The sequence below is a fragment of the Stenotrophomonas sp. YJH_SMC_17 genome (genome assembly GCF_059371655.1).
This window is the reverse complement of the sequence record NZ_JCAFUU010000010.1, coordinates 1-25,099: the sequence shown is the minus strand read 5'-3', so window position 1 is coordinate 25,099 and position 25,099 is coordinate 1. Positions and strand designations below refer to the sequence as shown.

The 25,099-nt window shown below is 66.5% G+C and carries 23 protein-coding genes and 2 rRNA genes; 6 read left to right on the top strand and 19 right to left on the bottom strand.

All coding sequences use genetic code 11. The features are described 5' to 3' along the window. Window positions 1-5: 5 nt before the first annotated feature. A complete protein-coding gene (locus AC5P8Z_RS18620) occupies window positions 6-977 on the top strand; it encodes a bile acid:sodium symporter family protein (protein WP_286070719.1) in 972 nt (323 codons plus the stop codon). A 106-nt stretch (window positions 978-1,083) separates the two neighbouring features. On the opposite strand, the gene AC5P8Z_RS18615 is transcribed toward AC5P8Z_RS18620, so the two are convergent. The 5 genes from AC5P8Z_RS18615 to AC5P8Z_RS18595 form a co-directional block, all read right to left on the bottom strand. Further along, window positions 1,084-1,908, bottom strand: coding sequence for a calcium-binding protein (locus AC5P8Z_RS18615; protein ID WP_495229723.1), 825 nt, complete (start codon window positions 1,906-1,908; stop codon window positions 1,084-1,086). A 141-nt stretch (window positions 1,909-2,049) separates the two neighbouring features. Next, window positions 2,050-2,943 (bottom strand): heme o synthase, encoded by an 894-nt coding sequence (gene cyoE / locus AC5P8Z_RS18610; protein WP_019662220.1) that lies wholly within the window; start codon window positions 2,941-2,943, stop codon window positions 2,050-2,052. Window positions 2,944-2,947: 4 nt separating this feature from the next. Continuing rightward, complete coding sequence (locus tag AC5P8Z_RS18605) at window positions 2,948-4,111, bottom strand: COX15/CtaA family protein (protein WP_057501836.1); 1,164 nt, start codon at window positions 4,109-4,111, stop codon at window positions 2,948-2,950. Window positions 4,112-4,121: 10 nt separating this feature from the next. Beyond that, window positions 4,122-4,691 (bottom strand): redox-active disulfide-containing membrane protein, encoded by a 570-nt coding sequence (locus AC5P8Z_RS18600; protein ID WP_111111327.1) that lies wholly within the window; start codon window positions 4,689-4,691, stop codon window positions 4,122-4,124. 13 nt (window positions 4,692-4,704) lie between these two features. Then, window positions 4,705-5,442 carry an SURF1 family protein gene (locus AC5P8Z_RS18595; RefSeq protein WP_286070716.1) on the bottom strand — a complete coding sequence of 246 codons (738 nt, stop codon included), beginning with the start codon at window positions 5,440-5,442 and terminating at the stop codon, window positions 4,705-4,707. A 57-nt stretch (window positions 5,443-5,499) separates the two neighbouring features. Between AC5P8Z_RS18595 and AC5P8Z_RS18590 the strand changes: the two genes are divergently transcribed. Further along, window positions 5,500-5,718, top strand: coding sequence for a twin transmembrane helix small protein (locus AC5P8Z_RS18590; protein WP_008264755.1), 219 nt, complete (start codon window positions 5,500-5,502; stop codon window positions 5,716-5,718). 20 nt (window positions 5,719-5,738) lie between these two features. Here the strand turns inward: AC5P8Z_RS18590 and AC5P8Z_RS18585 are convergent, their stop codons facing one another. The 6 genes from AC5P8Z_RS18585 to AC5P8Z_RS18560 all read right to left on the bottom strand — a co-directional run bounded on the left by AC5P8Z_RS18585 (window position 5,739) and on the right by AC5P8Z_RS18560 (window position 10,580). Next, the gene (locus tag AC5P8Z_RS18585) at window positions 5,739-6,614 is read right to left on the bottom strand and encodes a cytochrome c oxidase subunit 3 (protein WP_495229722.1); all 876 of its coding nucleotides are present in this window, start codon (window positions 6,612-6,614) and stop codon (window positions 5,739-5,741) included. 13 nt (window positions 6,615-6,627) lie between these two features. Beyond that, window positions 6,628-7,218, bottom strand: coding sequence for a cytochrome c oxidase assembly protein (locus AC5P8Z_RS18580; RefSeq protein WP_286070715.1), 591 nt, complete (start codon window positions 7,216-7,218; stop codon window positions 6,628-6,630). After that, complete coding sequence (locus AC5P8Z_RS18575; RefSeq protein ID WP_495229721.1) at window positions 7,215-7,466, bottom strand: hypothetical protein; 252 nt, start codon at window positions 7,464-7,466, stop codon at window positions 7,215-7,217. The genes AC5P8Z_RS18580 and AC5P8Z_RS18575 overlap by 4 nt, the downstream gene beginning before the upstream one ends. 8 nt (window positions 7,467-7,474) lie before the next feature. Further along, window positions 7,475-9,082: a cytochrome c oxidase subunit I gene (ctaD, locus tag AC5P8Z_RS18570; protein WP_005407790.1), complete on the bottom strand. Its 1,608-nt coding sequence runs from the start codon at window positions 9,080-9,082 to the stop codon at window positions 7,475-7,477. Between the two features lie 62 nt (window positions 9,083-9,144). Continuing rightward, complete coding sequence (coxB, locus tag AC5P8Z_RS18565; protein WP_495229720.1) at window positions 9,145-10,092, bottom strand: cytochrome c oxidase subunit II; 948 nt, start codon at window positions 10,090-10,092, stop codon at window positions 9,145-9,147. 11 nt (window positions 10,093-10,103) lie between these two features. Further along, entirely contained in the window at window positions 10,104-10,580 is a 477-nt protein-coding gene (locus AC5P8Z_RS18560; RefSeq protein ID WP_004153894.1) for a DUF2244 domain-containing protein, read from the bottom strand. Between the two features lie 274 nt (window positions 10,581-10,854). On the opposite strand from AC5P8Z_RS18560, the gene putA reads away from it, so the two are divergent. Then, the gene (putA, locus tag AC5P8Z_RS18555) at window positions 10,855-14,073 is read left to right on the top strand and encodes a bifunctional proline dehydrogenase/L-glutamate gamma-semialdehyde dehydrogenase PutA (RefSeq protein ID WP_286070712.1); all 3,219 of its coding nucleotides are present in this window, start codon (window positions 10,855-10,857) and stop codon (window positions 14,071-14,073) included. Window positions 14,074-14,192: 119 nt separating this feature from the next. Here the strand turns inward: putA and AC5P8Z_RS18550 are convergent, their stop codons facing one another. The 3 genes from AC5P8Z_RS18550 to AC5P8Z_RS18540 all read right to left on the bottom strand — a co-directional run bounded on the left by AC5P8Z_RS18550 (window position 14,193) and on the right by AC5P8Z_RS18540 (window position 17,474). Next, window positions 14,193-15,266, bottom strand: coding sequence for an AAA family ATPase (locus AC5P8Z_RS18550; RefSeq protein ID WP_495229719.1), 1,074 nt, complete (start codon window positions 15,264-15,266; stop codon window positions 14,193-14,195). Then, entirely contained in the window at window positions 15,253-15,852 is a 600-nt protein-coding gene (pnuC, locus tag AC5P8Z_RS18545; protein WP_286070710.1) for a nicotinamide riboside transporter PnuC, read from the bottom strand. Before pnuC ends, AC5P8Z_RS18550 begins: the two co-directional genes overlap by 14 nt. 194 nt (window positions 15,853-16,046) lie before the next feature. Continuing rightward, complete coding sequence (locus tag AC5P8Z_RS18540; RefSeq protein ID WP_286070709.1) at window positions 16,047-17,474, bottom strand: outer membrane protein transport protein; 1,428 nt, start codon at window positions 17,472-17,474, stop codon at window positions 16,047-16,049. A 225-nt stretch (window positions 17,475-17,699) separates the two neighbouring features. Here AC5P8Z_RS18540 and AC5P8Z_RS18535 point away from each other — a divergent pair, with 225 nt between their 5' ends. Beyond that, window positions 17,700-18,392 (top strand): rhomboid family intramembrane serine protease, encoded by a 693-nt coding sequence (locus tag AC5P8Z_RS18535; RefSeq protein WP_019662230.1) that lies wholly within the window; start codon window positions 17,700-17,702, stop codon window positions 18,390-18,392. A 117-nt stretch (window positions 18,393-18,509) separates the two neighbouring features. Here the strand turns inward: AC5P8Z_RS18535 and AC5P8Z_RS18530 are convergent, their stop codons facing one another. The 3 genes from AC5P8Z_RS18530 to AC5P8Z_RS18520 form a co-directional block, all read right to left on the bottom strand. After that, on the bottom strand, window positions 18,510-18,920 hold the full coding sequence (locus tag AC5P8Z_RS18530) for a hypothetical protein (RefSeq protein WP_495229718.1): 411 nt from the start codon (window positions 18,918-18,920) through the stop codon (window positions 18,510-18,512). Between the two features lie 83 nt (window positions 18,921-19,003). Further along, entirely contained in the window at window positions 19,004-20,464 is a 1,461-nt protein-coding gene (locus tag AC5P8Z_RS18525) for a S41 family peptidase (RefSeq protein ID WP_495229717.1), read from the bottom strand. 108 nt (window positions 20,465-20,572) lie between these two features. After that, window positions 20,573-21,874 (bottom strand): murein hydrolase activator EnvC family protein, encoded by a 1,302-nt coding sequence (locus AC5P8Z_RS18520; protein ID WP_495229716.1) that lies wholly within the window; start codon window positions 21,872-21,874, stop codon window positions 20,573-20,575. A 94-nt stretch (window positions 21,875-21,968) separates the two neighbouring features. On the opposite strand from AC5P8Z_RS18520, the gene AC5P8Z_RS18515 reads away from it, so the two are divergent. Both AC5P8Z_RS18515 and AC5P8Z_RS18510 read left to right on the top strand, forming a co-directional pair. After that, window positions 21,969-22,631, top strand: coding sequence for a DUF4097 family beta strand repeat-containing protein (locus tag AC5P8Z_RS18515; protein ID WP_286070706.1), 663 nt, complete (start codon window positions 21,969-21,971; stop codon window positions 22,629-22,631). Between the two features lie 86 nt (window positions 22,632-22,717). Beyond that, window positions 22,718-24,433: a M28 family metallopeptidase gene (locus AC5P8Z_RS18510; protein ID WP_495229715.1), complete on the top strand. Its 1,716-nt coding sequence runs from the start codon at window positions 22,718-22,720 to the stop codon at window positions 24,431-24,433. Between the two features lie 280 nt (window positions 24,434-24,713). Here AC5P8Z_RS18510 and rrf (AC5P8Z_RS18505) read toward each other — a convergent pair. Further along, a 5S ribosomal RNA gene (rrf, locus tag AC5P8Z_RS18505) occupies window positions 24,714-24,828 on the bottom strand. A gap of 134 nt (window positions 24,829-24,962) precedes the next feature. Continuing rightward, window positions 24,963-25,077, bottom strand: a 5S ribosomal RNA gene (rrf, locus tag AC5P8Z_RS18500). Window positions 25,078-25,099 lie beyond the last annotated feature (22 nt).

Below are 25,099 nucleotides of genomic sequence, written 5' to 3'. Positions count from 1 at the left end.
CCACCATGACCCGCTGGTGGTCGCGCCTGCGACCCGACAACTTCACGCTCGCCCTGCTGTGCACTGTTGGCCTGGCTTCGCTGCTGCCGATGAAGGGCGCAGCCGCCATCGTGCTGGACGATGTCACCACCGTGGCCATCGCCGCGCTGTTCTTCCTGCATGGCGCGCGCCTGCCGCGCGAATCGATCATCGGCGGCATGCTGCACTGGCGCCTGCACCTGACCATCCTGGCCTGCACCTTCATCCTGTTCCCGCTGCTGGGCCTGCTGTTCAAGCCGCTGTCGGGCTGGCTGCTGACGCCGGAGCTGTACCTGGGCGTGCTGTTCCTGTGTACGTTGCCGTCCACCGTGCAGTCGTCCATCGCGTTCACCTCGATGGCCCGCGGCAATGTGCCTGCAGCGGTGTGCAGTGCCTCGTTGTCGAGCATCCTCGGCGTATTCCTGACCCCGCTGCTGCTGACTGCGCTGGCCGGCACCTCCGGCGGCGTGCACGACCCGCTGCATGCCATCGGCGGCATCATGCTGCAGCTGCTGGTCCCGTTCGTGGCCGGCCACCTGCTGCGGCCGTGGATTGCCGGCTGGGTGGAACGGCAGCGCGCGCTGCTGCGCTACACCGACCAGGCCACCATCCTGCTGGTGGTGTACTCGGCGTTCGGCGAGGCAGTGACCGAAGGGCTGTGGAGCAAGACGCCGCTGCTCTCGTTGCTGGCCGTGGCAGTGGTGGCCGCAGTGCTGCTGGGTATCGCCATGCCGCTGATCACCTTCATCGCCCGCCGCCTGCGCTTCAACCGCGAGGACGAGATCGCCATCGTGTTCTGCGGCTCGAAGAAGAGCCTGGCCACGGGTGTGCCGATCGCCAAAGTGTTGTTCGCCGGTGGCAGCCTGGGTGCGATTGTGCTGCCGGTGATGATCTATCACCAGATCCAGCTGATCGTCTGCGGTGTGATCGCGCAGCGCTACGCCAGGCGCAAGCCCTGACCCGACGGGGAGAGCATCCACGCATGGCGTGGATCTACTGTAGAGCCGAGCCCACGCTCGGCTGGCGGTTGAACGGCGCAGTTGAATCCACGTCACGCGTGGATGATCACCAGACCGAATCACTGTCCAGCAGCCGCGCCACGCTGAATCGCGGCAGCCATACCCTCAGGTCGTAGCTGCGGTCAGCACCGGTATCCACCCTGGGCGATGTCCCGGCATGACCCGGCAACTGGCGCGCCTCGCAACGTCCAGGGGCGGCACAGCCCCAACCCTCCCCGCCACGCGCCTCGATACGCACGTTGTAGAGCTCCAGATCGTTCAGCAATGCCGTCATCGGGGGGTATGCAATCATCTTCGGCTGCGTACGCATGCCATGCACATTGCCGGTCAGCACCAGCAGCCGTGCGTTGTTCGGCAATGCCTTTGCGCGCACGCGGACCTCTTCGGCCATCGCCCGGTCGCGAGCCCCACTACCCGCCGTTTCGGCAGGTAGCACGCGATCAAAACCGAATACCTGCACGTCGCGCCCCCGGCTACGCAGCGCGCGCGCCGCTTCGATCAGGTCGAGCATGTCCTTGCTGCGACGGCCGTCATGCATGCGGCTGCGGACGCTCCAGTACGGCGTGCCACGCAATGCAGCGCGCGCCTTGGCAGTGCCGGAAGACGCCAGATAGGTCGCCAGCGCGGCGTTTTCGTCAGTCGGTAGCTCCAATGCCAACCGCACCGGAGTGCCATCGGCTGCGTATGCCTCCATCAGTTCCCGAACCAGTAGCGGTGTCTCGCGGGTACCGTGGAATTCGCCCAGTACCAGCAGGCGGTGATCACCGGCGTGCTGGCGGATCTGCGCGACGGTGTCGTCGGCGGCATGCGCAGTGAAGGCCATGCCCAGCACCAGCAGCAGCGCGGTGGTCCAGCGGAAAATCGAATGCATCCGTGCTCGCTCCTTTCCTTGGGGTCAGGAACAGCAATGGCGACGCCGTTGGAGGAGATCAAGTATAGAGCCGAGCCCACGCTCGGCTGCTCTTCCAACCACCCCTCAGCCGAGCATGGGCTCGGCTCTACAGGTGGCGCTTTACAACCAGGGCAGGATCCAGTGGTCCACCAGCAGGAAGGCGAACAACGCCATCAGGTACACGATGGAGTAATAGAACATCTTCATCGAGAACAATTCATCCGGCGGGTTCAGCATGCGCCAGGCGTACCAGAGGAACACAGCGTTGAGCACGATCGCGCCGCCCAGGTAGAACGCGCCGCTCATGCCCACCAGGTACGGCAGCAGGCAGACCAGGGCCAGCACCACCGAATACACCATGATCTGCTTGCGGGTGTGCACCACGCCGTGGGTCACCGGCAGCATCGGGATTTCGGCCTTGGCGTAGTCCTCGCGGCGGAAGATCGCCAGCGCCCAGAAGTGCGGCGGCGTCCAGATGAAGATGATCAGCACCAGCAGCGACGAGTACGCCCAGTCCGACGAGCCCTGCATGCCAGTCACCGCGGCCCAGCCCAGCATCGGCGGCATCGCGCCGGCCAGGCCACCGATGACGATGTTCTGCGAGGTCGCACGCTTCAGGTACACGGTGTAGATCACCGCGTAGCCGATCAGCGAGGCGAAGGTCAGCACCGCGGTGATCAGGTTCACCCACAGCACCAGGAGGGTCATCGACAGCACGATCAGCACGCCGGCGAACACCAGCACCTGCCACGGCTTGACCTTGCCCACCACCAGCGGGCGCCACGAGGTGCGGGCCATCTGCGCATCGATGTGCGCATCCAGCAGCTGGTTGATCGCGGCGGCGGCCGAAGCGGCCAGCCAGATACCGAGGAAGCCGAGCACGCCTGCGCGCACCTGCTCCCAGCTGGGCACGCCGGGGATGGCCAGGACCATGCCGACCAGGGCGGTAAAGACAATGAGCGCAACGACCTTGGGCTTGGTCAGGTCCCAGTACTGGCGGTAATTGGAAAACATGGAATCAGTCCGGGGCACGCAGGCGGGCCAGCAGGCTGACCAGTACGAACAACAGGGCAACGGCCACGCCGTTGTGGGCCACCGCCACTTCCAGCGGCAGCGCCAGCTTCACATTGAGGATGCCGAGGGTGACCTGCAGCACCAGCAGCGCGATCAGCGCGCTGGCCCAGCCACGCATGCTCGGCAACCGGAACAGGCGCACGCCCAGCCACAGCAGGTAGACGGCCACCACTACCGCGAACAGGCGGTGCGCCATCTGGATGGCGATGCGCGAGGCGCCATCCAGCACGCCGCCTTCGTAATCCACGCCGATGCCACGCCACAGGGTGAAGCCTTCGACGAAGTTGTGCTGCGGCCACCACTGGTTGGCGCAACGCGGGAAGTTGTCCAGCGAGGCGCTGCCACCGCCGCAGGCGAGTGCGGCGTAGTTGGCGCTGACCCAGCCCCCCAGCGCAATCTGGGTGACCAGCACCGCCACGCCGATGCGCAGCAGCCACTTCAGCTTCGGCGCTTCGGCCAGGGTGATCGGCATGTGCGTGGCGCGCCAGGCCATCCACACCAGCAGCGCGAACATCAGCATGCCGCCCAGCAGGTGGCCCATCACCACGATGGGTTTGAGCAGCAGGGTCACCGTCCACATGCCCAGCAGGGCCTGGAAGATCACCACCGCCAGGGTCAGCAGGGCAGCGCGCGCCAGGTCGATGTTGCTCCAGCGCAGCGCGGCGATCAGCAGGATCGCCTCGCCTATCAGCGCCAGGGCGCTGGCGGTGCCATGCCAGCCCATCATGTACAGCGGTATGCCGGCGGCCACCAGTACGCAGGCGGTCACTACCGCCGTGCTTCCGAATCGCCGCTTGCGCGTGGCCAGCAGCGCAAGGGTCAGGATCTCGATGCCCAGCGCGCCGGCCAGGAAGCGGTGCACCTGCTCTCGCCAGGCCTTGTGCGTTTCCAGCGGGCGGATTTCCGCCGCCGGGTGGCCAATGGTTTCTTCCACGTGCTGCGGCCAGGTGGCCTGGCCATAGCAGGTGGGCCAGTCCGGGCAGCTCAGGCCGGCGTCGGACAGGCGCACGAACGCGCCAAACATGATCGTGCTCGCGGTCATGATCATGGCGAACCACGCCAGGCGGTGGAAATTGCGGTGCAGCGCCGGACGCGCGGAAAGACTCATCAAACGGGACTCACTTCAGTTTCAGCAACGTGGCCATGTCCTTGCGCAGGCCCCCCAGGTCACTGCCGGGGGCATGGCGCATGATCACGAAGCCGTTCGGATCGATCACGTAGACCGGCAGTCCCGCCGGATCATCAACGCCCGGCAACGCCGCGCGCAGGGCTGGCGACGGAGCCAGCGGCCGCAGCGCGGGCAGCGAGGCGATCGACGCCGGTGGCGTACCCAGCCACAGGATCTCGACATTATCGGCGTTATGGCCGAACAGCTGCCACACCTTGCCCAGTCCCTGCGACAAAGTGACGCACTGCGCGTCGCAGGCACCGGCCGGTGCCACCAGCAGGCGCCAGGTCCGGGCCTCGGGGTTCCACGGGTAGGCCTGGCCAGTGGCCAGGGTCGGGCTCTGCTGGCGCAGGTCCACCGGCGGCTTCAGCAGTTGGCCGGCATTACGGTGCCCGGTCGGCTGCCAGCCGGAGAAGCGCAGCACGGCAGCCAGTGCCATCGCCCCGAAGAACACGGCAAACAGCAGCACCAGGGTCCGGCGGCCGGAGCCGCGCGCCTGCGGGGACGTAGCAGTGTTCATGCGGGGCATTTTCTCATGGTTGGGTACGGGATGCCGGTCGGGCCACGGCGCGCCTCCTGCGCCATTCCAGCACCAGCGCCACCACCAGCACGGTCAGGGCCAGGCCGAACCACTGCACGGCGTAGCCCAGGTGACGCTGCGGCGGCAAGGTGTTCGGCAGCAGGTCCAGGTCGCGCTCGTCACCGAAGGGCAGTGCAGGGTCCAGGCGCAGTACACGATCGGGAAGCAACTGCACCCCCAGCGCGCTTGCCAGGCCTTCGGCTGGCAAGCGGCTGGCCAGCCAGCGACCCGCTTCCCCCGTGGCGGAGAATGCGGGGCCGAGTGCCAATCCGGCGGCCGGCGGTGGCGCCAGCAACCCACGCACCGCCACCGGCGAGGGGGGGGCCGGCAGCTCCGGCAGGGTGCGATCCGGCGGCAGTGCGCGCCATCCCAGATCGACCAGCAACACACTGCCGTCGTCACTGCGGAACGGGCGGTAGATCTTCACTCCGGCACGGCCGTGCCGGGTCTGGTTGTCCAGCAGCACCACGCCGGGAAGGAAGCGACCGTGGTCGGCCACGCCGTGCAACGCACCGGGCGCTGCCAGCGCCTGCGCCAACGACAGTACCTGCGCTGCGGCTGGACCCTGTGCATCCAACATTGCCTGTTTGGCATGCATGCGCTGCAGCTGCCACAGCCCCAATGCGGTGAAACCGGCCATTGCCAGCACCGCCAGCAGCCATCCGAGCACGCGCGTGTGCTGGCGCATCATGACAAGTCCGCGCAAACGCGGTCAGATAGGCACATCCACCCTGCCCTCGAGCCGCGCATGAGTGATTCGCTGAAGACCCTGCTGGTAATCGCGTTTCTGATCGTCATCGTCTGGAATCTGGGCGCCGGCCTGTATTACCTGCTGGTCGACCGCGGCCAGACCAAGCGCACGGTCAACGCACTCACACGCCGCATCGCGGTGTCGGTGGCTTTGATCGTACTGGTGATCGTGAGCATCTACATGGGCTGGATCAAACCGCACGGCATCGGCGGCTGAGGCCACCGATGCATGCGCGGTCAAAGCACGTAGACGAACATGAAGAGCATCAGCCACACCACGTCGACGAAGTGCCAGTACCACGCGGCGGCTTCGAAACCGAAATGGTTGTCGCGGGTGAAGTGTCCCTTGGCCGAACGCAGCCACATCACGATCAGCATGATCGTGCCCAGCAGCACGTGCGCGCCGTGGAAGCCGGTCAGCATGAAGAACGTCGAACCATAGATGCCCGAGCCGAGCGTCAGGTTCAGTTCCTTGTAGGCGTGGATGTACTCCTCCGCCTGCAGGGTCAGGAAGCCGAGGCCGAGCACCACGGTCAGGCCCAGCCAGATCAGCAGCTGGCGGCGGTTGCCGGCCTTCAGCGCGTGATGGGCGATGGTCAGGGTCACGCCGGAGGTGAGCAGGATCAGCGTGTTGATCAGCGGCAGGCCCCAGGCCGGGATGGCCTGGAACGCACCACCGATCGCTGCCGGGCCGTTGGTCGGCCAGCCGGCGGAATAGCCCTGCCAGAGCAGCTCGTTGGTCATCACCCCGCGGCCTTCGCCGCTGAGCCAGGACAGGCCCAGGTTGCGGGTGTAGAACAGCGCGCCGAAGAAGGCGCCGAAGAACATCACTTCGGAGAAGATGAACCAGATCATCCCCATCCGGAACGAGCCATCGACCTGGTGGTTGTAGTTGCCGGCCTGTGATTCGCGCACCACGTCGCTGAACCACCAGAACAGGGTCAGCACCAGCATCGCGATGCCGACGTAGAACGTCCAGCGTCCCCAGCTGGCGTCGTTGAGCCAGCTGGCCACGCCCACCATGGTCACCATCATCGCGATGGAACCCACGAACGGCCATTTGCTCTGGGCCGGGACGAAGTACACGTTGGCGTCGGTCGGTGTCTGGGCCATGTCGGTATCCGGGTCAGGGTGCGGCGTGCGCGCCTTCGGAGGTAGCCGCAGGGGCCAACCGGTCCGAGAGTGCGTCGTTGCGGTAGAAGGTGTAGGACAAGGTGATCGTCCTGATTTCCGGCGGCAGGTCCGGATCGACGATGAAGCGCACCGGCATGTCGCGCTTCTCGCCGGCCTGCAGCGTCTGCGCGGTGAAACAGAAACATTCGGTCTTGCTGAAGAAACCCGACGCGCGCGCCGGTGCCACCGATGGCACCGCACTGCCGACCACTGCCTGCTGGCTGTCGTTGCGGGCGAAGTACAGGGCCTCGTTGAGCTCGCCCGGCACCACGTCCATGGTCAGCTGTTCGGGGTGGAACGACCACGGCAGGCGCGAATTGACGCCGCCATCGAACTCCACCCGTACGGTGCGCTTGCCGGCCGTGGCACCGGCACTGGCTTCGCTGCCGGGGCCGCGCTCCAGGCGCACGCCGAATACCTTCTCGCAGGCGATGCGATACAGCGGCACCAGCGAGAACGTCAGCAGGAACACCGCCACCGCCACGCCGATCAGGCGCGGCAGCCCGGCACTGCGTGAGGTCCCGGTGGCCGGTGCGTCGCTCATCGGCCGATCACCCCACTGAGGATGAAGCCGACGTAGACCAGCACCGCGATGACGCCGACCCAGAGGGCGGTGCGCCTGGCGCGCTGGCGTTGCTGTTCGATGCCGTTTTCCGGGGCCTCGCCCGGGCTGTTGTAGAGCCGAGCCATGCTCGGCTGCGTGTCGTCAGTCGGGCATGGCTCGACTCTACTCAAGGCGTCAGCCGAGCATGGCTCGGCTCTACACGGGGCAAGTGGGCTCTCGTTATGCATGCCCCACCTCAATGCGTGATGTCGTCATGCGCCAGATCCCCCGGGCGGATGGTCGGCGGCGTGGTGAAGGTATGCGCCGGTGCCGGCGACGGCAGCGTCCATTCCAGGCCACGCGCACCTTCCCAGCTGCGCGCCTCGGCCTTCTCGCCGTTGCGCAGCGAGGACAGCAGGATCGCGGCCATCATGAACGGCGTGACGAACATGCCGAACGCACCGATCGAGCTGATCAGGTTCCAGTCGGCAAACGCCACGCTGTAATCGGGAATGCGGCGCGGCATGCCGGCCAGGCCGAGGAAGTGCTGCGGGAAGAACAGCAGGTTGACGAACACGATCGACCACCAGAAGTGCACCTTGGCCCACTTCTCGCTGTACATGCGCCCGGTCCACTTTGGCCACCAGTAGTACACCGCGGCGATCAGCGCGAACACCGCACCGGTCACCAGCACGTAGTGGAAGTGGGCGACCACGAAATAGGTGTCGTGGTACTGGAAGTCGGCGGCCACGATCGCCAGCATCAGGCCGGAGAAGCCACCGATGGTGAACAGGATGACGAAGGCCACCGACCACAGCATCGGCGCTTCGAAGGTGAGCGAGCCGCGCCACATGGTGCTGACCCAGTTGAACACCTTCACGCCGGTCGGGATCGAGATCAGCATCGTGGCGAACATGAAGTAGATCTCGCCACCCAGCGGCATGCCCACGGTGAACATGTGGTGGGCCCAGACGATGAACGACAGGAACGCGATCGCGGCAGTGGCGTACACCATCGCCTGGTAGCCGAACAGCGGCTTGCGGCTGAAGGTCGGGATGATCTCGCTGACCACGCCGAAGGCGGGCAGGATCATGATGTAGACCTCGGGGTGCCCGAAGAACCAGAAGATGTGCTGGTACATCACCGGGTCACCGCCACCGGCGGCATTGAAGAAGCTGGTGCCGAAGAACTTGTCGGTCAGCAGCATGGTCACCGCACCGGCCAGCACCGGCATCACCGCAATCAGCAGGAACGCGGTGATCAGCCAGGCCCAGCAGAAGATCGGCATCTTCAGCAGGTCGATGCCCGGCGCGCGCATGTTCAGCACGGTGGCGATGATGTTGATCGCGCCCATGATCGAACTGATGCCTGCCACATGGATGGCGAACACGCTGAAGGCGACGTTGTAGCCCCCCTGCAGGGACAGCGGCGGGTACAGGGTCCAACCACCGGCCGGTGCACCACCGGGCAGGAACAGCGTCAGCAGCAACAGGCTGAAGGCCACCGGCAGCAGCCAGAACGACCAGTTGTTCATGCGCGGCAGCGCCATGTCCGGCGCGCCGATCTGCAGCGGGATCATCCAGTTGGCAAGGCCAACGAAGGCCGGCATCACGCCGCCGAAGATCATCACCAGCGCGTGCACGGTGGTCATCTGGTTGAAGAACTCGGGCTTGACGAACTGCAGGCCCGGCTGCGCCAGCTCGGCGCGGATCACCACGCTCATCGCCGCGCCGATGATGAACATGATGAAGCTGAAACCCAGGTACAGCGTGCCGATGTCCTTGTGGTTGGTCGAGAAGAACCAACGCTCGAAGAAGCTCTGGTGATGATGGTGATCGTCGTGCCCAACTGCCGAGTGCGCCATTGCAAAACACCTCTCAGAATCGGTTGTCACCGCGGCCGCAGCAGGCGGCCACGGGCGTTACATCACGCGCCGCTGGCTGCGGTGGCAGGTGCGTTGCCGGCTTCAGCCGCCGCCGGGGCCGCGGGCGCCTCGGCGGCCGGTGCCGCAGGTTCTGCCGGTGCCGCAGGCGCGGCCGGCGGTGCCGGCTTGCGCTGCGCCAGCCACTGCTTGAACTGTTCCTTGGACACCGCCTCGACCACGATCGGCATGAAACCGTGGTCCTTGCCGCACAGCTCGGCGCACTGGCCGCGGTACACGCCGGGCTGCTCGATGCGGGTCCAGGCCTCGTTGATGAAACCGGGGATGGCGTCCTGCTTCCAACCCAGCGCCGGCACCCACCAGGCGTGGATCACGTCGTCTGAAGTGATGACGAAGCGCACCTTGGTATCGACCGGCAGCACCAGGCGGTTGTCGACGTCCAGCAGGTAGTGCGGATGGCTCTCGCGGGTCGGCACGACGCCGCTCTGCCGCACCCGATCCGACTCGCGGTCCAGGCGACTGGTGAAGGTGACGTTCTCGCCGAGGTATTCGTACTTCCACATCCACTGGTAGCCGGTGACCTTCACCGTCATCTCGGCATCGCGGGTGTCGTACATCTTGATCAGGTTGGCCGTGGCCGGCCATGCCATCACGATCAGGATGATCACCGGGATCACCGTCCAGATGATCTCGGCCTTGGTGTTGTGGCTGAAGGTGGCCGCGACCGCGCCCTTGGATTTGCGGAACTTGAAGATGGCGTAGGCCATCGCCCCGAACACGATGACGCCGATCACCGTGCAGATGATCAACGAGAGGTTGTTCGATTCCCAGGCCAGGCGCGAGGTCTGGGTCACCCCCTTGCCCATGTTCAGCTGCCACGGCTTGGGATCGGCCGCCTGGGCCCAGGCCAACGCCGGCATCAGTCCCCCGGTCGCCAGCACTGCGGCCACCGCGTTCACGCACTTCGTGCCCCACCTGCTGCTTTGCTTCATTGCCTAGACCCTTAGCGTCGTCGGTTGCCGCCATCGCTGGCGGCGAGCAAGCTTTCAAGTGTCTCTGCGAGCGTCTGACGTTCGGCCGGCGCGAGGAAACTCCCCACCTCCACCTGCCGGCCGCTGGATGCCAGCCGGACCCTCTCATCGTCGGTGAGCAGGCGCACCCAATGGGGGTGGGCCCGGAACACCGGCGATCCACCGGGTACGGGAATGACCTCCACGTACGCCGGCACTACCCGGATCTCCTCCTGTCGTTCACCACTGCGCCACAAGGCACGCAGCGCCGCCGCCAGCACCAGGCTGTAAAGCAGCGCGAACAGGGGCGCGAATGCATTGCCGGCCAACCACCCAAGGGCGGACACCAGCCACATCGCACCCGACAACACGGTGAACAACAGGACGAACTGCCGGGCATCGAGCGCCCGTGGGGGACGCAGCCGCAGCTGCGTACCTGACCCATCCGGAGCTGGAAGCACCTCGATCATGTCGCAACCGCGTTCCTGCCGCGGGAAACGTCTCGATGGTAGCCCCGCCCTCTCGCCGGTAGCAAGGGTGCATTCACACCTTTTCCGATGCTGCAACACAGCATGAGGTCGGCGGCGCGAATGACGAATTCGGCACAAATACGACCGAGTTTGCTGAACACGCCAAATCCACCACGGTTAGGGGCTATCAGCCCTTCATGAAGGTGTCTGCGCGGCACTTCCGAAGGCCGCAAAAATGTTTAAAATCGCCAAGTTTTCCACTGGCCGGACCGGCATGAACGCACCTTCCTCCTCCCCTGCCGCGCACGACGCCCCGCGTCCCGGCGCGCTGCTGTCGCCGGAACTGCCGGCGCCCCCCAACCCGTTCCGCCAGGCCATCACCGATGCCTGGTTGAAGGACGAGGCCAGCCATGTGCGCGAGCTGCTGGCGCAGGCCCGCCTGCCCGCCGAGGAACAGGCCAGGGTGCAGGCGCTGGCCGCCGACCTGGTCGGCCGCGTGCGCGTGCGTGCCAAGGACCAGGGCGCCATCGAAGCCTTCATGCGCCAGTACGACCTGGGCAGCGAGGAAGGCGTGCTGCTGATGTGCGTGGCCGAGGCGCTGCTGCGCATTCCGGACCAGGACACCGCCGACAAGCTGATCCGCGACAAGCTGGCCGATGCCGACTGGGAAAAGCACCTGGGCGGCAGCGACTCGGTGCTGGTCAACGCCTCCACCTGGGGCCTGATGCTGACCGGCAAGCTGGTGCAGATGAACGACGCCACCCGCGCCGATGCCCCCAGCGCGTTCAAGCGCCTGGTCGGCCGCGTCGGTGAGCCGGTGGTGCGCCTGGCCGTGCGCCAGGCCATGAAGATCATGGGCCACCAGTTCGTCATGGGCCGCACCATCAGCGAAGCGCTGGCGCGCTCGCACAAGGGTGACAACGCCAGCTACCGCTACTCGTTCGACATGCTGGGCGAAGGCGCGCTGACCATGAAGGACGCGCTGCGCTACCTGGAAGACTACCGTCGTGCGATCCACGCCATCGGCGGTGACCACAAGGCACGCGGCGGCCGTCCGGATGGCGACGTCAACAACGCGCCGGGCATCTCGATCAAGCTGTCGGCGCTGTACCCGCGCTACGAGCACGCCAAGCGCGAGCGCGTGCTGAAGGACCTGGTGCCGGGCGTGCTGGAACTGGCGCAGCTGGCCAAGAGCTACGGCATCGGCTGCACCGTCGACGCCGAAGAGTCCGACCGCCTGGAACTGTCGCTGGACATCATCGAGCAGGTGTTCTCCGATGCCTCGCTGTCCGGCTGGGATGGCTTCGGCGTGGTCGTGCAGGCCTACCAGAAGCGCACCCCGTACACGATCGACCACCTGGCCGACATGGCGCGCCGCGCCGGTCGCCGCCTGCAGGTGCGCCTGGTCAAGGGCGCCTACTGGGATGCCGAGATCAAGCGCGCGCAGATCGAAGGCTATCCGGGCTACCCGGTGTTCACCCGCAAGCAGAACACCGACGTCTCCTACCTGGCCTGCGCCAAGCGTCTGTTCACGCATGCCGATGCGATCTACCCGATGTTCGCCACGCACAACGCGCACACCATCGCGGCGGTGCGCAGCATCGCCAACGGTGGCGTGTACGAACACCAGAAGCTGCACGGCATGGGCGACGACCTGTACGCCGAAGTGGTGCCGGCCGACCGCCTGGGCCTGCCGTGCCGCGTGTATGCGCCGGTCGGTTCGCATGAAGACCTGCTGCCCTACCTGGTGCGCCGCCTGCTGGAAAACGGCGCCAACTCCAGCTTCGTCAACCGCATCACCGACGAACGCGTGCCGATCGCTGACCTGATCCGCGATCCGGTCGAGATGGTCGCCTCGTTCGCTTCGATTCCGCATCCCAAGATCCCGCTGCCGGTTGACCTGCTGCGCAGCCAGAACCACGACAGGAAGAACTCCATGGGCGCCAACCTCGCCAACGACAACGAACTGCGCGCCCTGGCCGAGCAGATCAACGCTGCAGTGAAGCCGTGGCAGGCCGCTCCGCTGGTGCCGGGTGCGAACCCCGCCGGCGCCACACTACCGGTGACCAACCCGGCCGACACCCGCGAAGTGGTCGGCCAGTGGCTGGCCGCCGATGCTGCCACCGTGCAGAAGGCCCTGGCCAACGCCGTGGCCGCGCAGCCGGCCTGGAACCGCACCCCGGCCGCCAGCCGCGCCGCCATCCTCGAGCACGCCGCCGACCAGCTGGAAGCGCGCATGCCGGAGTTCATGGCGCTGTGCGTGAAGGAAGCCGGCAAGAGCCTGCCCGACAGCATCGCCGAAGTGCGCGAAGCGGTGGATTTCCTGCGCTACTACGCCAAGCAGGCGCGCGAGCAGTTCAGCCACGCCGAGAAGCTGCCCAGCCCGACCGGTGAATCCAACGAGCTGCAGCTGCACGGCCGCGGCGTGTTCGTCTGCATCAGCCCGTGGAACTTCCCGCTGGCGATCTTCCTGGGCCAGGTGGCCGCCGCACTGGCCGCCGGCAACAGCGTCATCGCCAAGCCGGCCGAGCAGACCAACCTGATCGGCTACTACGCCGTGAAGCTGCTGCACGACGCCGGCGTGCCGGCCGAGGTGGTGCAGTTCCTGCCGGGCGACGGTGCCACCGTCGGTGCCGCGCTGACCGCCGACCCGCGCGTGGCCGGCGTGGCCTTCACCGGCTCCACCGACACCGCCCGTGCGATCAACCGCGCGATGGCCGCGCGTGATGCCGCCATCGGTGTGCTGATCGCCGAAACCGGCGGCCAGAATGCCTTCATCGCCGATTCCTCGGCGCTGCCGGAACAGCTGGTCAAGGACGCGATCGGTTCGGCCTTCACCTCCGCCGGCCAGCGCTGCTCGGCCGCGCGCGTGCTGTTCGTGCAGGACGACATCGCCGACAAGGTGATGACCATGCTGGCCGGTGCGATGAAGGAACTGAAGGTCGGCAACCCCGGCCTGCTGTCCACCGACGTCGGCCCGGTGATCGACGCCGATGCGCTGAAGATCCTGCAGGACCACGCCGCGCGCATGGACCGCGAAGCGCGCCTGATCGCTGCTGCCGAACTGTCCACCGAAGCCGCCAACGGCACGTTCTTCGCACCGCGTGCGTATGAATTGAAGGACCTGGCCCAGCTGCAGAAGGAAGTGTTCGGTCCGGTGCTGCACGTCATCCGCTGGAAGGGCGACCAGCTCGACGCGGTGATCGACCAGATCAACGCCACCGGCTACGGCCTGACCTTGGGCGTGCATTCGCGCATCGACGAAACCGTTGATCGCATCAGCAACGGCGTCCACGTCGGCAACGTCTACGTCAACCGCAACCAGATCGGTGCGGTGGTCGGCGTGCAGCCGTTCGGCGGCCAGGGCCTGTCCGGCACCGGCCCGAAGGCCGGCGGCCCGCACTACCTGCTGCGCTTCGCCACCGAAAAGACGGTGACGGTGAACACCACCGCCGCCGGTGGCAACGCCTCGCTGCTGACCCTGGGCGACTGATTCCAGACGTCATGCAGTGAACGAAAAACCCCGCGAACGCGGGGTTTTTTTGTGCTTTGCTTCCTGTAGAGCCGAGCCCACGCTCGGCTTTCCTGGCGCAGCCGAGCATGGGCTCGGCGCTACAGAGGCAGGGAGACACTGAACCGATTGGCCGCCCGCTTCGCCAGCTCGCCCTGCACGCGTGCGATGCGCGTCTCCACATCGCCTTCCAGCAGCACATACTCGACACCTGCTACCTGCAACTGCTGCAGATACCACGCATGCTGCTGCGCCCGGAACGCCTCGCCCACACGGGTTCCGTCCTGGTCGAACGGAATATCCGGCGCGCACAGGAACAGCAGGTCGTACCTTCGTCGCGCGGCCTGTCGCAGCGGCTCCGGTGCGGTACCGAACATCCATCCGCTGTAACCCAGTGTTACCAGCGGCGTGGTATCGCAGAACAGCCAGCGCTGCGCCGTCAGCGCCGCCGCATCCTCACGCCGGGGCTGCTCTTCGGCGATGCGCAGCAGGTCCGGTTCGCGCAGGTCACCGCCCTGCATCTCCCACAGCGTCCGCCCGTATTCCGCTACCCATGTCGTGTCCATACGCTCGGCCAGCACGCGCGCCAGCGTGGTCTTGCCGGTGGATTCGCCACCAATGAAGGCCACGCGCTGCACGTAGTCCGCATACACCTGTGGTGCTAGGCCATGCCGAAGCGCATGCGGATCAGCGCGCAGCTGGGTACCGCTGGGCTGGCCGACATCGCGGCTGCGCTCCAGCCGCTGGTGCTGCACCGGTGCGTGGAAATGCGCGGCCAGCGCCGCGGCGAAACCATCGCCGTAGTCTTCACCGGTGAACACCGCCTGCACCGGCCCACCAAACAGGTGCAGGCACAGCCAGGCGGTGAAATCGCGCTGCGCCTGCTCGCTGTCGCTGTCGCGTGGCAGCGCGCGCGGTGGCAGGCCGTGCTGTTCGCAGAGCGCGGCCAGGCGGGCATCGTCCAGCACCGCCACCGTCGCCTGCGGAAAGCGCGCCCGCAGCCAACGTTCGCGGCGGGCGGCGCTGTAACCGGCAAAGCCCGGCTGCGACCAGCCGATCACCAGCAGCTGCCGGCAGTGCGCGGCGGCGAAGTCGATCAGGTGTTCATGGCCGCGGTGCAGCGGGCAGAACTTTCCCACCACCAGGCCCCGCGCAACGCGCTCAGGCAGCGGCATCGGCTGCCCTGGCCTCGGTCCGCATCAGGAGGCGCCAGTGGCGCAGGGCGACCAGCGCGTTTATCCAGAAACCGATGTAAAGGATCGAGGTCAGGTGCAGTCCTCGGCTGTAGTACAGCGGCACCGCCACGGTATTCACCAGCAGCCACACCCACCACGATTCCAGCTTGCGGCGCATCATCAGGATCTGCGCGATCACGCTCAGCACCAGCACCGCCGAATCGATATACGGTGCATAAGCATTGGTCAGGCGGGTCAGCATCCAGCCGTAGCCGAAGGTTGCGACCACCGCCAGCGGCGCCAGCCAGACCCAGGCGCGTGGTCGCAAGGAGGTGATCGGCAGCGGCGCGCCGTGGTTACCACGCAGCCACTGCCACCAGCCCAGCACGCTGATGGCGATGAAGAAGAACTGCAGCACCATGTCTGCATACAGGTGAGAGCGCTCGAACACCGCCGCGAACAGCGCGCAGCCGACGACGCCCAGCCACCAGGTGTGCACGTTGTTGCGGCCCGCCAGCAGGATCGAGCCGGCGACGGCGATGTTGGCGGCCAGCTCCAGCTGGAAGTTCGGGTCAGACAGGTTCATCGCGCTATTGTCGTTGATCCGCGCGCCATGCGTGGATCACTCCTGCGCACTGGGGTCAGAGCCCTTTCCTTCGGAAAGGGTTTCGCTCCCGCCACACCGCAGCAGATGCACGCCATGCATGGATGGCCGCCGCCACAAAAAGAAAGCCCCGCTTGCGCGGGGCTCTCTCGTGCTGCTTCAGGCCAGGGCCTGGATCAGAACTTGTACTGCATCGAAGCTGCCAGCACGTCGCCGCTCACCTTGTACTTGCCGGTCACGGTGTTGCCGGTGGCCGAGGTCGAGGTGATGTTCGGATCCTTGGTGAACAGGTGGGTGTAGCCCACGCTGTATTCCATCTTGTCCGAAGCGGCATAGGTCAGGCCCAGCGACAGCCACTTGCGGGTGGTGTCCGGCACGCGCACGTCGCGGTGGGCGTCGGTGGTCGGGGTCTGGTCGTAGGCGAGACCGCCGCGCAGGGTCAGCTTCTCGTTCATGCGGTACTCGGTACCGATCGACGCGAAGGTGGTGTCGCGGTAGTGGAACGGCAGCACGCTGTCCGGCTGGTTGGAGTCATAGTCGACGGTGACCTGGTCGAACTTGCTCCACGCCGTGCGCGTGACTTCGGCCATGATCTGCCACTGGTCGTTCACGCGGTGGGTGAAGCCCACGGTGGCGCTGGCCGGCAGGGTGATGGTCGCGCGGCCGTTGCTGTCGATGAAGGTACCCGGGGCCGCAGTCCGCAGGAACTGCTCGGCGGCCGGCGTCATGGTGAAGTCGGCCTTGCCGTCGGTGATCTTGTGTTCGACTTTCGAGCGGTAGCTGAAGGCGATGTTGGTGCCTTCCACCGGGGTGACGGTCATGCCCAGGGTGTAGCCCACGGACACTTCATCGCCCTTGATGCGCAGGTAGCCATCGGCGGTACCCGGCGAGAAGCCGAGCTGGGCCGCCTGACGGCCGGCGGCCTGTGCGGCAGCGGCGGCCTGGGCCGGGGTGCGGCCAGCGGCCAGCGCAGCGGCTGCAGCACGCTGCTGGGCGCTGGCATTGATCGCGCTGCCACCGTCAACGGCGCTGGTCAGGTCGACGTTCAGGCGCTCGGCGAATACCGAGGCACCGAACGACAGGTACGGGTTGACGTCGTAGGAGAACGCCACGCCCAGGTCGATCGCCTGCAGCTCGGTCTTGACGCCGTTGTAGCGGCCGACCCAGTCACGGTCGTATTCGGTCTTGAAGCCGAACGGCACGGTCAGCGATGCGCCGAAGTGCATGTTCTCCTTCTCGCCGAACGGCAGGTGGAAGTAGGCGGCCGGAACCGGGGCGATCATGCCGGCATCGCCGCCGTTGCCACCGGAAATCGGAGCGCCGTTGGCGTACTTGCCCTGGCCACGGAACTTGGCGCCGAAGCTGATGGCGCTGACGTCGCCCTGGATCAGGGTGCCGTCGAGCAGGCGCATGGAGGCCGGGTTGGTGGCGATGACCGAGGCGTCACCTTCGGTCGAGGTGGAGCCGGCGAACGCGCGGCCCAGGCCCTTGGCGCTGTTTTCCTTCAGCTGGAAGGCGGCAGCATTGGCATCGGCGGCGGCCAGCGCACCGGCAACGCCGACGGCCAGCAGGGTCAGTCGGGCAATGGTGGAAGCGGTTTGCATCGTAGTTCTCTCTCCGGTAAGCGGTGATGTTGCTCTGAGTGCGCCTGCGCCCGATCGGCCCGTGGGCCCTTCGAAGCGCGCCGGATTCCCCTCCCGACATACGACGCCGTATGCGAGTATTACCCAGAGCTGTTAATGAAACAATAACAGCGCAGGCGGTTTTTTCGTCTCAAAAGCTGAACAGGACCGTCCCCACCGAAAGTGGCCGCACGCTAGGCTATTGGCATGTTCGTCTCGCTCCCGTCCCGCAAGAAGGCGGCCCTGCGCTGGGCCACGCCCGTGCTGTTTGCGGCACTGTGGCTGGCGTTCCTGTGGTCGATCTCGCGCCCGGACGATGCCCGTGGCAGCCTCTGGCTGGACTGGGGTGCCCTGTCCACCGGCCTGACCCACCCGCTGGACTGGTGGGCGACCCTGCAGGACGGCAGCGTGCTGCGGCTGTTCACCGCCCTGTTCCTGCACGCGGACTGGTCGCACCTGCTGGGCAACCTGGTGTTCCTGCTGATCTTCGGCCTGCCCGCCGAACGGGTGCTGGGGCCGTGGCGCCTGCTGCTGCTGTTCCTGGTGGGCGGCGCGGTATCCAATCTTGTGGCGATCTACACGATGGGCAGCCCGGACCAGATCATCATCGGTGCCAGCGGTGCAGTGTCGGCGCTGATTGGCGCCTACCTGGCGCTGTTCCCGGGCGCCCGGCTGGGCGTGGTGATCCCGCTCGGCCTGTTCCTGGAATTCGTGCGTGCCCCGGCCTACCTGCTGATCGGCGTCTGGGCCGCACTGCAGGTGGTGTTCGCCCATATCGGCCCCAGCTTCGGCATGGTGGCCTGGTGGGCGCACATCGGCGGCTTCGTGTTCGGCGTGGTGTACGGGGTCTACGTGCGGGCGGCCATCGCCCGCCGCCTGCGCAAGCGCCACGGCTTCTGACGCCGGGTAGTGCCGGCCGCTGGCCGGCTCCACGCTCACCGGCCGGTTCGTAGCGTCGAGCGTGCTCGACTCCTTCATCGATATGGATCTGCTCCGTCCGTGATGATGCTGAATGCGTCACTCGCGACTGACCACCAACGTGTTGTGGTGGGTATCGAACAGCAGCGTAGCGCCGTCATCCAGCACCACGAAGTACTCAAAGAACGGCAACTCGCCGAGCAAAGGAATCAGTTCACTTGCCTGCAGAGTCCAGATCGGCCACGGCGATGCGCGCTCATCTGACGCAACCAGGCAGATTTCGCCGTTCACTTCCGCCAGCAGTTTCGCTAAGCAGGAAAGGCCTTCATCGCTGCCGTCGTATTGGATCGTCTGATCAGCCGACGCTTTGCCTGCCCACCAATATACAAAGCGCGGATCGATCCCATGGCGGACCGCCAGGGATTCCAGCAAGGTGGCGGCCCGGTCAGGTGGCAGCGGATCACGACCAAGCAGTTGGCTGATCGTAGTCGCTAGGTTCGAATCGTCCATGGGCCGATTCTATCCGGCGACGCCTCGGCCGCTTCGCCTTGTGTATGGGCAGGGTGTCCGCCGGGCACAGCCCGGCGCTACCGTCAGGGCTTGGCCGGAACCGGAATGGACTTCGCTTCCGGCTTCGCTTCCGGCTTCGCTTCCGGCTTCGCTTCCGGCTTTGCTTCCGGCTTTGCCGCCGCGGCCTTCGCGGCCTTGGCCGCATCTGCCTTGGCGGCTTCGGCCTTCAACCGTGCCGCCACCGAACCGGGATTCTTCAGTTCGGCCAGCGCATCGTTGATCGGGCCGTCGCCTGGCAGCACCGCGCCGGCGTGGTAGCCCTCGGTGCCTTCGTCATCGCCGCGCAGGTGGCCCGGCAAGGTCGCTTCGCTGTAATCGCTCAGGCTGGCCGGCAGAGCATCGTCGGCCGGCGTCGGGGCGGGCTTCAACTCAACGTCCGGCACGATGCCGGTGGCCTGGATCGACTTGCCGCTGGGCGTGTAATAGCGCGCGGTAGTCAGCTTCACCGAGTCGCCGTTGTCCAGCGGCAGCACGGTCTGCACCGAACCCTTGCCGAAGGTACGGCTGCCGACCACGCGTGCGCGCTTGTTGTCGCGCAGCGCGCCGGCCAGCACTTCCGAGGCACTGGCCGAACCGGCATCGGCCAGCACCACCACCGGTGCGCCCTTCAGCAGGTCGCCCGGCGTCGCATCGAAGCGTGCATCACTGATGCTGATGCGGCCGCGGGTGCTGACGATGTTGCCCTTGTCGAGCAGATCGTCGGCCACCTGCACGGCGGCGGTCAGCAGGCCACCCGGGTTGCTGCGCAGGTCCAGCACCAGGCCCTTGAGCTGGCCACCGGACTGCTTCTGCAACTGCTGTACGTGCTTCTGGAAGTCCGAACCGGTATCGGCCTGGAAGGTGCTGAGGCGGATGTAGCCATAGCCCGGCTCCAGCAGACGGCTGCGCACGCTGGTGACGCGGATGGTCTGGCGGGTCAGGCTGACATCGAACGGCTTCGGCTTGCCATCGCGCACGATCGTCAGCACCACCTTGCTGCCGGCCGGGCCGCGCAGCGGCTCACTGGCATCGATCGCACTGATCGGCTTGCCGTCGATGGCGATGATCAGGTCACCGGCAAGGATGCCGGCCTTGGCCGCCGGCGTGTCGTCGATCGGCGCGATCACCTTCATGCTGGCGTTGTCCGGCTGCTGCTGCAGCTCCACGCCGATGCCTTCGTAGGCGCCGTTGGCCTGTTCGTCGAAGGCCTGCGCGTCTTCCTTGTTGAAGTAGGTGCTGTGCGGATCAAGGTCGAGCAGCAGGCCACGCACGGCTGACTGCATCAGCTTCTTGTCATCGACCGGGTCGACATAGGCGGCGCGCACCGCGTTGTACACGGCCACGAAACGGCGGATTTCCTCCAGCGGCACCTTCGAGGTCACCGCCTCCTCGCTGTTCGCTGCCTGCCCGCTGGTTTCCTGGCTCGGGGCGGGCGCGGTCTGCTGCGCCCAGGACAGCGCCGGCAACAGGGCCAGCAAGAGGGTGGCGGTACGGGCTGCGCGCATGGATCACTCCTGTCGACGTTGGCATCGTGCCCAAGGCACATGCACCGATTATGCGCGAAGCACAGCTAAATTCCCGTTGAATCCACCCTGCACGCGGAGGCGCTGGATTCAGCGCCGCTGCAGCCAGCTGTCGGGGTTCACCGGCTGCCCGCCACGGCGCAGCTCGAAGTACAGCGCGGTGACGCCCTGTCCGCCGGAATTGCCGACCTTGGCCACCGCATCGCCCCGGCTGACCCGCGCGCCGGCGTCCTTCAGCAGGGTGTCGTTGTGCGCGTACAGGCTCATGTAGCCGTTGCCGTGATCGACGATCAGGATCATGCCGTAGCCGGTCATCCAGTCGGAGAACACCACGGTGCCGTCGGCCACGGCGGTAACGGTGCTGCCGGCGGGCGCGCCGATCAGCACACCGCTGCTGGTGCGGCCATCGGGCAGCTTGCCGCCATAGCGCGCCAGCAGGTTGCCCGACAACGGCCAGCCCAGGCCACCGACCTTGGGGGCCGGTGCGGAGGCGACGGCAGGCGGCACCTTGGTTGGCGGCGGCGGCGGACGGCCCTCCGCGGCAGCCTGGCGTGCGGCCTTTTCCGCGGCGGCCTTCTCGGCCGCGGCGCGGCGCGCTGCGGCGCGGCGCTCGGCTTCAGCCCGGGCCGCGGCGGCACGCAGGTTGGCCAGCAGCGTTTCCAGTGCCTTGGCATCCTGGCCCAGCGCCTGTTCCTTCTCGCGCTGGTCCTTGAAGCGTTCGTCCAGCGAAGCCACCGTCTTTGCGCGATCGCGGCGATCGGCTTCCAGGGCGGCTGCCTGCTGCTTCTGGTCCTGCTGCGTCCCCTGCAGCTTCTGCTTGCGCTCGGCGATCTGCGCCTGCACCGCTTCCAGTTCCTTCAGGTCAGCAGTCAGCGTGGTGATGCGCTGTGCGCGCTCGCGCTGCAGGTAGCGGTGGTAGGCCAGTGCACGGTTGGCGTCGGCCACCGTGTCCTGCGACAGCAGCAGCTTCAGCGGTGCGTGGTTGCCCAGCTGATACGCCGCACGCAGCAGCCCGGCCAGCTCGCGATGCTGCTGGGCCAGGTTGGTCTGCAGGGTGTTGCGGCGCTGTTCGGCTTCGGCGAGGGCGCGGCCCTGCTCGCGCAGCGCGGCTTCCGTCTGCGCAAGTGCACGGCCGGTGCGGGCCACCTTCTCGTCGGCCTCGCGCAACTGCTGCGACGCCTGGCCGCGCTGGCCTTCAATCTGCCGCCGCTCCTGCGCCACGCCTTTCAGTTCGGTGCGCAGCTTCTGCAGTTTGCGCTCGGTCTCGCGGGTGGTCTGCGCGGCACCCGGCAGTGGCAGCGCCAAGGCAATGGCCAGCCCCAACAGCAGGCAGCGCCCGCCGCGGGCAGCGGCGATGTGATGTCGGCGTGATGGGAAGGCGTTGTTGCGCAAGGGCTTTCCAGTGACTTCAGGCAGTTGCAGGGGGTACCGGGGAATGGTGACATCTCCGCACGCGGCCTGCCAGCCGCACATCCATCGAGGCCCCATGAAAACTCTTTCCATTCCGCTGTTGTTGGGCGTCCTGCTCGTCGCCGCCCCGGCCGGCGCCCAGGACAACATCAGCAAGGTCAACGGCAGCATCAGTGCCGAACCTGGCCAGCGCTACGGCAAGCTGGACACCGTCAACGGGGGGATCCGTGTCGGTGAAGGCGTCGAGACCGGCAGCATCGACACCGTCAACGGCGGGGTCAAGGTCGCCGACCGTGCACGCACCGGCAAGATCGAAACGGTCAACGGCGGGGTGCGCCTTGGCCGTGAGGTGATCGCCCGCGGCAGCGTCAGCACCGTCAACGGCAGCATCTTCAGCGACCGCGGCAGCCAGGTCGAAGGCGGCGTCGAGACCGTGAACGGCGGTATCGGCCTGGTCGAAAGCCGCGTCGGCAAGGACGTGGAGACCGTCAACGGCGACATCACCGTCGGCATCGGTTCCCAGGTCAACGGCGGCGTGCACGTGCGCAAGCCGAACTTCAGTGTCTCGCTGACCGCCAGCCGCAAGCCGCGCGTGATCATCGGCCCGAATGCGGTGGTCAACGGTCCGCTGCAGTTCGAGCGCGAGGTGGTGCTGTACGTGCATCGCACCGCCCGTATCGGGCCGGTGACCGGCGCCGAGCCGATCCCGTTCGACACCGAAACCGCTCCGGCGGACTGAGCGCACCGGACCGCTTGGTTCGGTGATACTCGCTGACACCGGCCGTGCACGACGTGCGGCCGCCCTTTGTTTTCCAGGAATCGACGATGCCCCGCAAACTCCTCCTGTGCCTGGCCGCCGCGGCCGCGCTCAGTGCCTGCAAAGGCGACGACACGCCGGCCACCGCGCCGGCCGCCGATACCGCTGCCGTTGCCCCGAAGCCGGCCGCTCACCAGTTCTCCCCGGAGATCAACGCCGGCGACTTCGCCGAGATGGTCAAGACGCTGGCTTCGGATGAATTCGAAGGCCGCGCCCCGGGCAGCAAGGGTGAGGAACTGACGGTCAACTACATCCGCGACCAGATGCAGCGCATCGGCCTGCAGCCCGGCAACGGCGACAGCTGGTTCCAGGATGTGCCGATGACCGAAACCACGGCCGACGCATCGACCGTGCTGAAGATCACCCAGGGCGGCAAGACCACCGAGCTGAAGTTCGGTACCGACATGGTGGTCGGCACCCGTACCGGCCAGGCCGAGGTGAAGGTCGACGCCAGCGACCTGGTGTTCGTCGGCTACGGCGTCGATGCGCCCGAACAGAAGTGGAACGACTACGCCGGCCAGGATTGGAAGGGCAAGACCGTCGTGATGTTCGTCAACGACCCGGGCTTCCATGTCGATGACGCAACGTTGTTCGACGGCAAGCGCATGACCTACTACGGTCGCTGGACGTACAAGTTCGAGGAGGCCGCCCGCAAGGGCGCCGCAGCCGCGCTGATCGTGCACGACACCGCGGGCGCGTCCTACGGCTGGGATGTGGTGAAGAACTCCTGGGCCGGCCCGCAGTACGACCTGCCGGCCAAGGATGACCCGGAAGCCCGTATTCCGGTGCAGGGCTGGCTGAGTGCCGACGCCGCCAAGGCGCTGTTTGCCGGTGCCGGCCTGGACCTGGCACAGGCTTACAAGGATGCCAGCAAGCGCGGCTTCAAGCCGGTGCCGTTGAAGGCCACCGCGGCCGTCGACCTGAAGAGCCAGATCGCGCAGAAGCAGTCGCGCAACGTGGTGGGCGTGCTGCCGGGCAGCAAGCGTGCCGACGAAGCCGTGCTGTACATGGCGCACTGGGATCACTTGGGCAAGCACGAGGGTGAGACCGGCGACAACATCTACAACGGTGCGGTCGACAACGCGACCGGCGTGGCCGGCATCCTTGAGGTGGCCGAAGCCATGGCCCACCAGGATCCGAAGCCGGAGCGTTCGGTGGTGTTCCTGGCCGTGACGCTGGAAGAGTCCGGCCTGCTGGGTTCCAAGTACTACGTCTCCCACCCAACCTTCCCGCTGGACAAGATCGCCGGTGTGATCAACATCGATGCGATGTCGGTGGCCGGCCGCGCCAAGGACGTGACCGTCACTGGCTTCGGCAGCTCCGAGCTGGAGGACATCCTCAAGCCGCTGGCTGCGGCCCAGGGCCGTACCCTGCACGGTGAGACCTCGGTGCAGAGCGGCTTCTACTTCCGCTCGGATCACTTCAACTTCGCCAAGGCCGGCGTGCCGGCCCTGTACGCCGATGGCGGCGAGGACCTGCGCGAGGGTGGCGTGGAAGCGGGCCGCAAGGCCGCGGCGGACTACGGCGCCAACCGCTACCATGGCCCGAAGGACGAGTTCGACGCGGCCACCTGGAAACTGGACGGTACGGTGGAAGACCTGCAGCTGATGTACGGCGTCGGCAAGGAACTGGCCGGTGGCGATCGTTGGCCGAACTGGTACGAGGGCAACCCGTTCAAGGCGGCTCGCGACGCGATGATGAAGGACAAGGCCCCGGCAAGGTAAGTCGGGCCATTCTCGACTGAACATCGTTGAGAGCAGAGCGGCGCCCCACGGGGCGCCGCTTTTTTGTGCGCTCCACCATGGGTGGGTGCCAACCTTGGTTGGCACCTTGGTTCCCCGCCGAGAGCCACCACGCATGGCGTGGGTCTATCTGGCCACCGATCGCGGTGTGTGCCTGCTGTGGGGAGTTACCAACCTAGGTAGGCGCCTGGGTTACGTGCCCGGCGTTTCCCGCGCACAAAGAAAAACCCCGCTGCGTGAGCAGCGGGGTTTTGGGTGTAAACCCTGGCGATGACCTACTCTCGCATGGCTTGAGCCACACTACCATCGGCGCAGCTGCGTTTCACTTCCGAGTTCGGGATGGGATCGGGTGGTTCCACAGCGCTAATTTCACCAGGGAGACGGTTGCAGCAGCGCTTGCAGCGCCAGCTTCGCGATCTTGCCCTTGGGGCGGAAGGAACCCGGAAAATGCAGTGCCTTCACTTAATAAGAAAAACCCCGCTGCGTGAGCAGCGGGGTTCTCGGGTGTAAACCCTGGCGATGACCTACTCTCGCATGGCTTGAGCCACACTACCATCGGCGCAGCTGCGTTTCACTTCCGAGTTCGGGATGGGATCGGGTGGTTCCACAGCGCTAATTTCACCAGGGAGGCTTTTGGAGAGTCGCACT

Excerpts from the sequence above, each read along its gene's own strand:
- AC5P8Z_RS18620 (WP_286070719.1), top strand. The coding sequence starts at position 6 with ATGACCCGCTGGTGGTCGCGCCTGCGACCCGACAACTTCACGCTCGCC.
- AC5P8Z_RS18615 (WP_495229723.1), bottom strand. The coding sequence starts at position 1,908 with ATGCATTCGATTTTCCGCTGGACCACCGCGCTGCTGCTGGTGCTGGGC.
- cyoE (WP_019662220.1), bottom strand. The coding sequence starts at position 2,943 with ATGTTTTCCAATTACCGCCAGTACTGGGACCTGACCAAGCCCAAGGTC.
- AC5P8Z_RS18605 (WP_057501836.1), bottom strand. The coding sequence starts at position 4,111 with ATGAGTCTTTCCGCGCGTCCGGCGCTGCACCGCAATTTCCACCGCCTG.
- AC5P8Z_RS18600 (WP_111111327.1), bottom strand. The coding sequence starts at position 4,691 with ATGAACACTGCTACGTCCCCGCAGGCGCGCGGCTCCGGCCGCCGGACC.
- AC5P8Z_RS18595 (WP_286070716.1), bottom strand. The coding sequence starts at position 5,442 with ATGATGCGCCAGCACACGCGCGTGCTCGGATGGCTGCTGGCGGTGCTG.
- AC5P8Z_RS18590 (WP_008264755.1), top strand. The coding sequence starts at position 5,500 with ATGAGTGATTCGCTGAAGACCCTGCTGGTAATCGCGTTTCTGATCGTC.
- AC5P8Z_RS18585 (WP_495229722.1), bottom strand. The coding sequence starts at position 6,614 with ATGGCCCAGACACCGACCGACGCCAACGTGTACTTCGTCCCGGCCCAG.
- AC5P8Z_RS18580 (WP_286070715.1), bottom strand. The coding sequence starts at position 7,218 with ATGAGCGACGCACCGGCCACCGGGACCTCACGCAGTGCCGGGCTGCCG.
- AC5P8Z_RS18575 (WP_495229721.1), bottom strand. The coding sequence starts at position 7,466 with ATGCATAACGAGAGCCCACTTGCCCCGTGTAGAGCCGAGCCATGCTCG.
- ctaD (WP_005407790.1), bottom strand. The coding sequence starts at position 9,082 with ATGGCGCACTCGGCAGTTGGGCACGACGATCACCATCATCACCAGAGC.
- coxB (WP_495229720.1), bottom strand. The coding sequence starts at position 10,092 with ATGAAGCAAAGCAGCAGGTGGGGCACGAAGTGCGTGAACGCGGTGGCC.
- AC5P8Z_RS18560 (WP_004153894.1), bottom strand. The coding sequence starts at position 10,580 with ATGATCGAGGTGCTTCCAGCTCCGGATGGGTCAGGTACGCAGCTGCGG.
- putA (WP_286070712.1), top strand. The coding sequence starts at position 10,855 with ATGAACGCACCTTCCTCCTCCCCTGCCGCGCACGACGCCCCGCGTCCC.
- AC5P8Z_RS18550 (WP_495229719.1), bottom strand. The coding sequence starts at position 15,266 with ATGCCGCTGCCTGAGCGCGTTGCGCGGGGCCTGGTGGTGGGAAAGTTC.
- pnuC (WP_286070710.1), bottom strand. The coding sequence starts at position 15,852 with ATGAACCTGTCTGACCCGAACTTCCAGCTGGAGCTGGCCGCCAACATC.
- AC5P8Z_RS18540 (WP_286070709.1), bottom strand. The coding sequence starts at position 17,474 with ATGCAAACCGCTTCCACCATTGCCCGACTGACCCTGCTGGCCGTCGGC.
- AC5P8Z_RS18535 (WP_019662230.1), top strand. The coding sequence starts at position 17,700 with ATGTTCGTCTCGCTCCCGTCCCGCAAGAAGGCGGCCCTGCGCTGGGCC.
- AC5P8Z_RS18530 (WP_495229718.1), bottom strand. The coding sequence starts at position 18,920 with ATGGACGATTCGAACCTAGCGACTACGATCAGCCAACTGCTTGGTCGT.
- AC5P8Z_RS18525 (WP_495229717.1), bottom strand. The coding sequence starts at position 20,464 with ATGCGCGCAGCCCGTACCGCCACCCTCTTGCTGGCCCTGTTGCCGGCG.
- AC5P8Z_RS18515 (WP_286070706.1), top strand. The coding sequence starts at position 21,969 with ATGAAAACTCTTTCCATTCCGCTGTTGTTGGGCGTCCTGCTCGTCGCC.
- AC5P8Z_RS18510 (WP_495229715.1), top strand. The coding sequence starts at position 22,718 with ATGCCCCGCAAACTCCTCCTGTGCCTGGCCGCCGCGGCCGCGCTCAGT.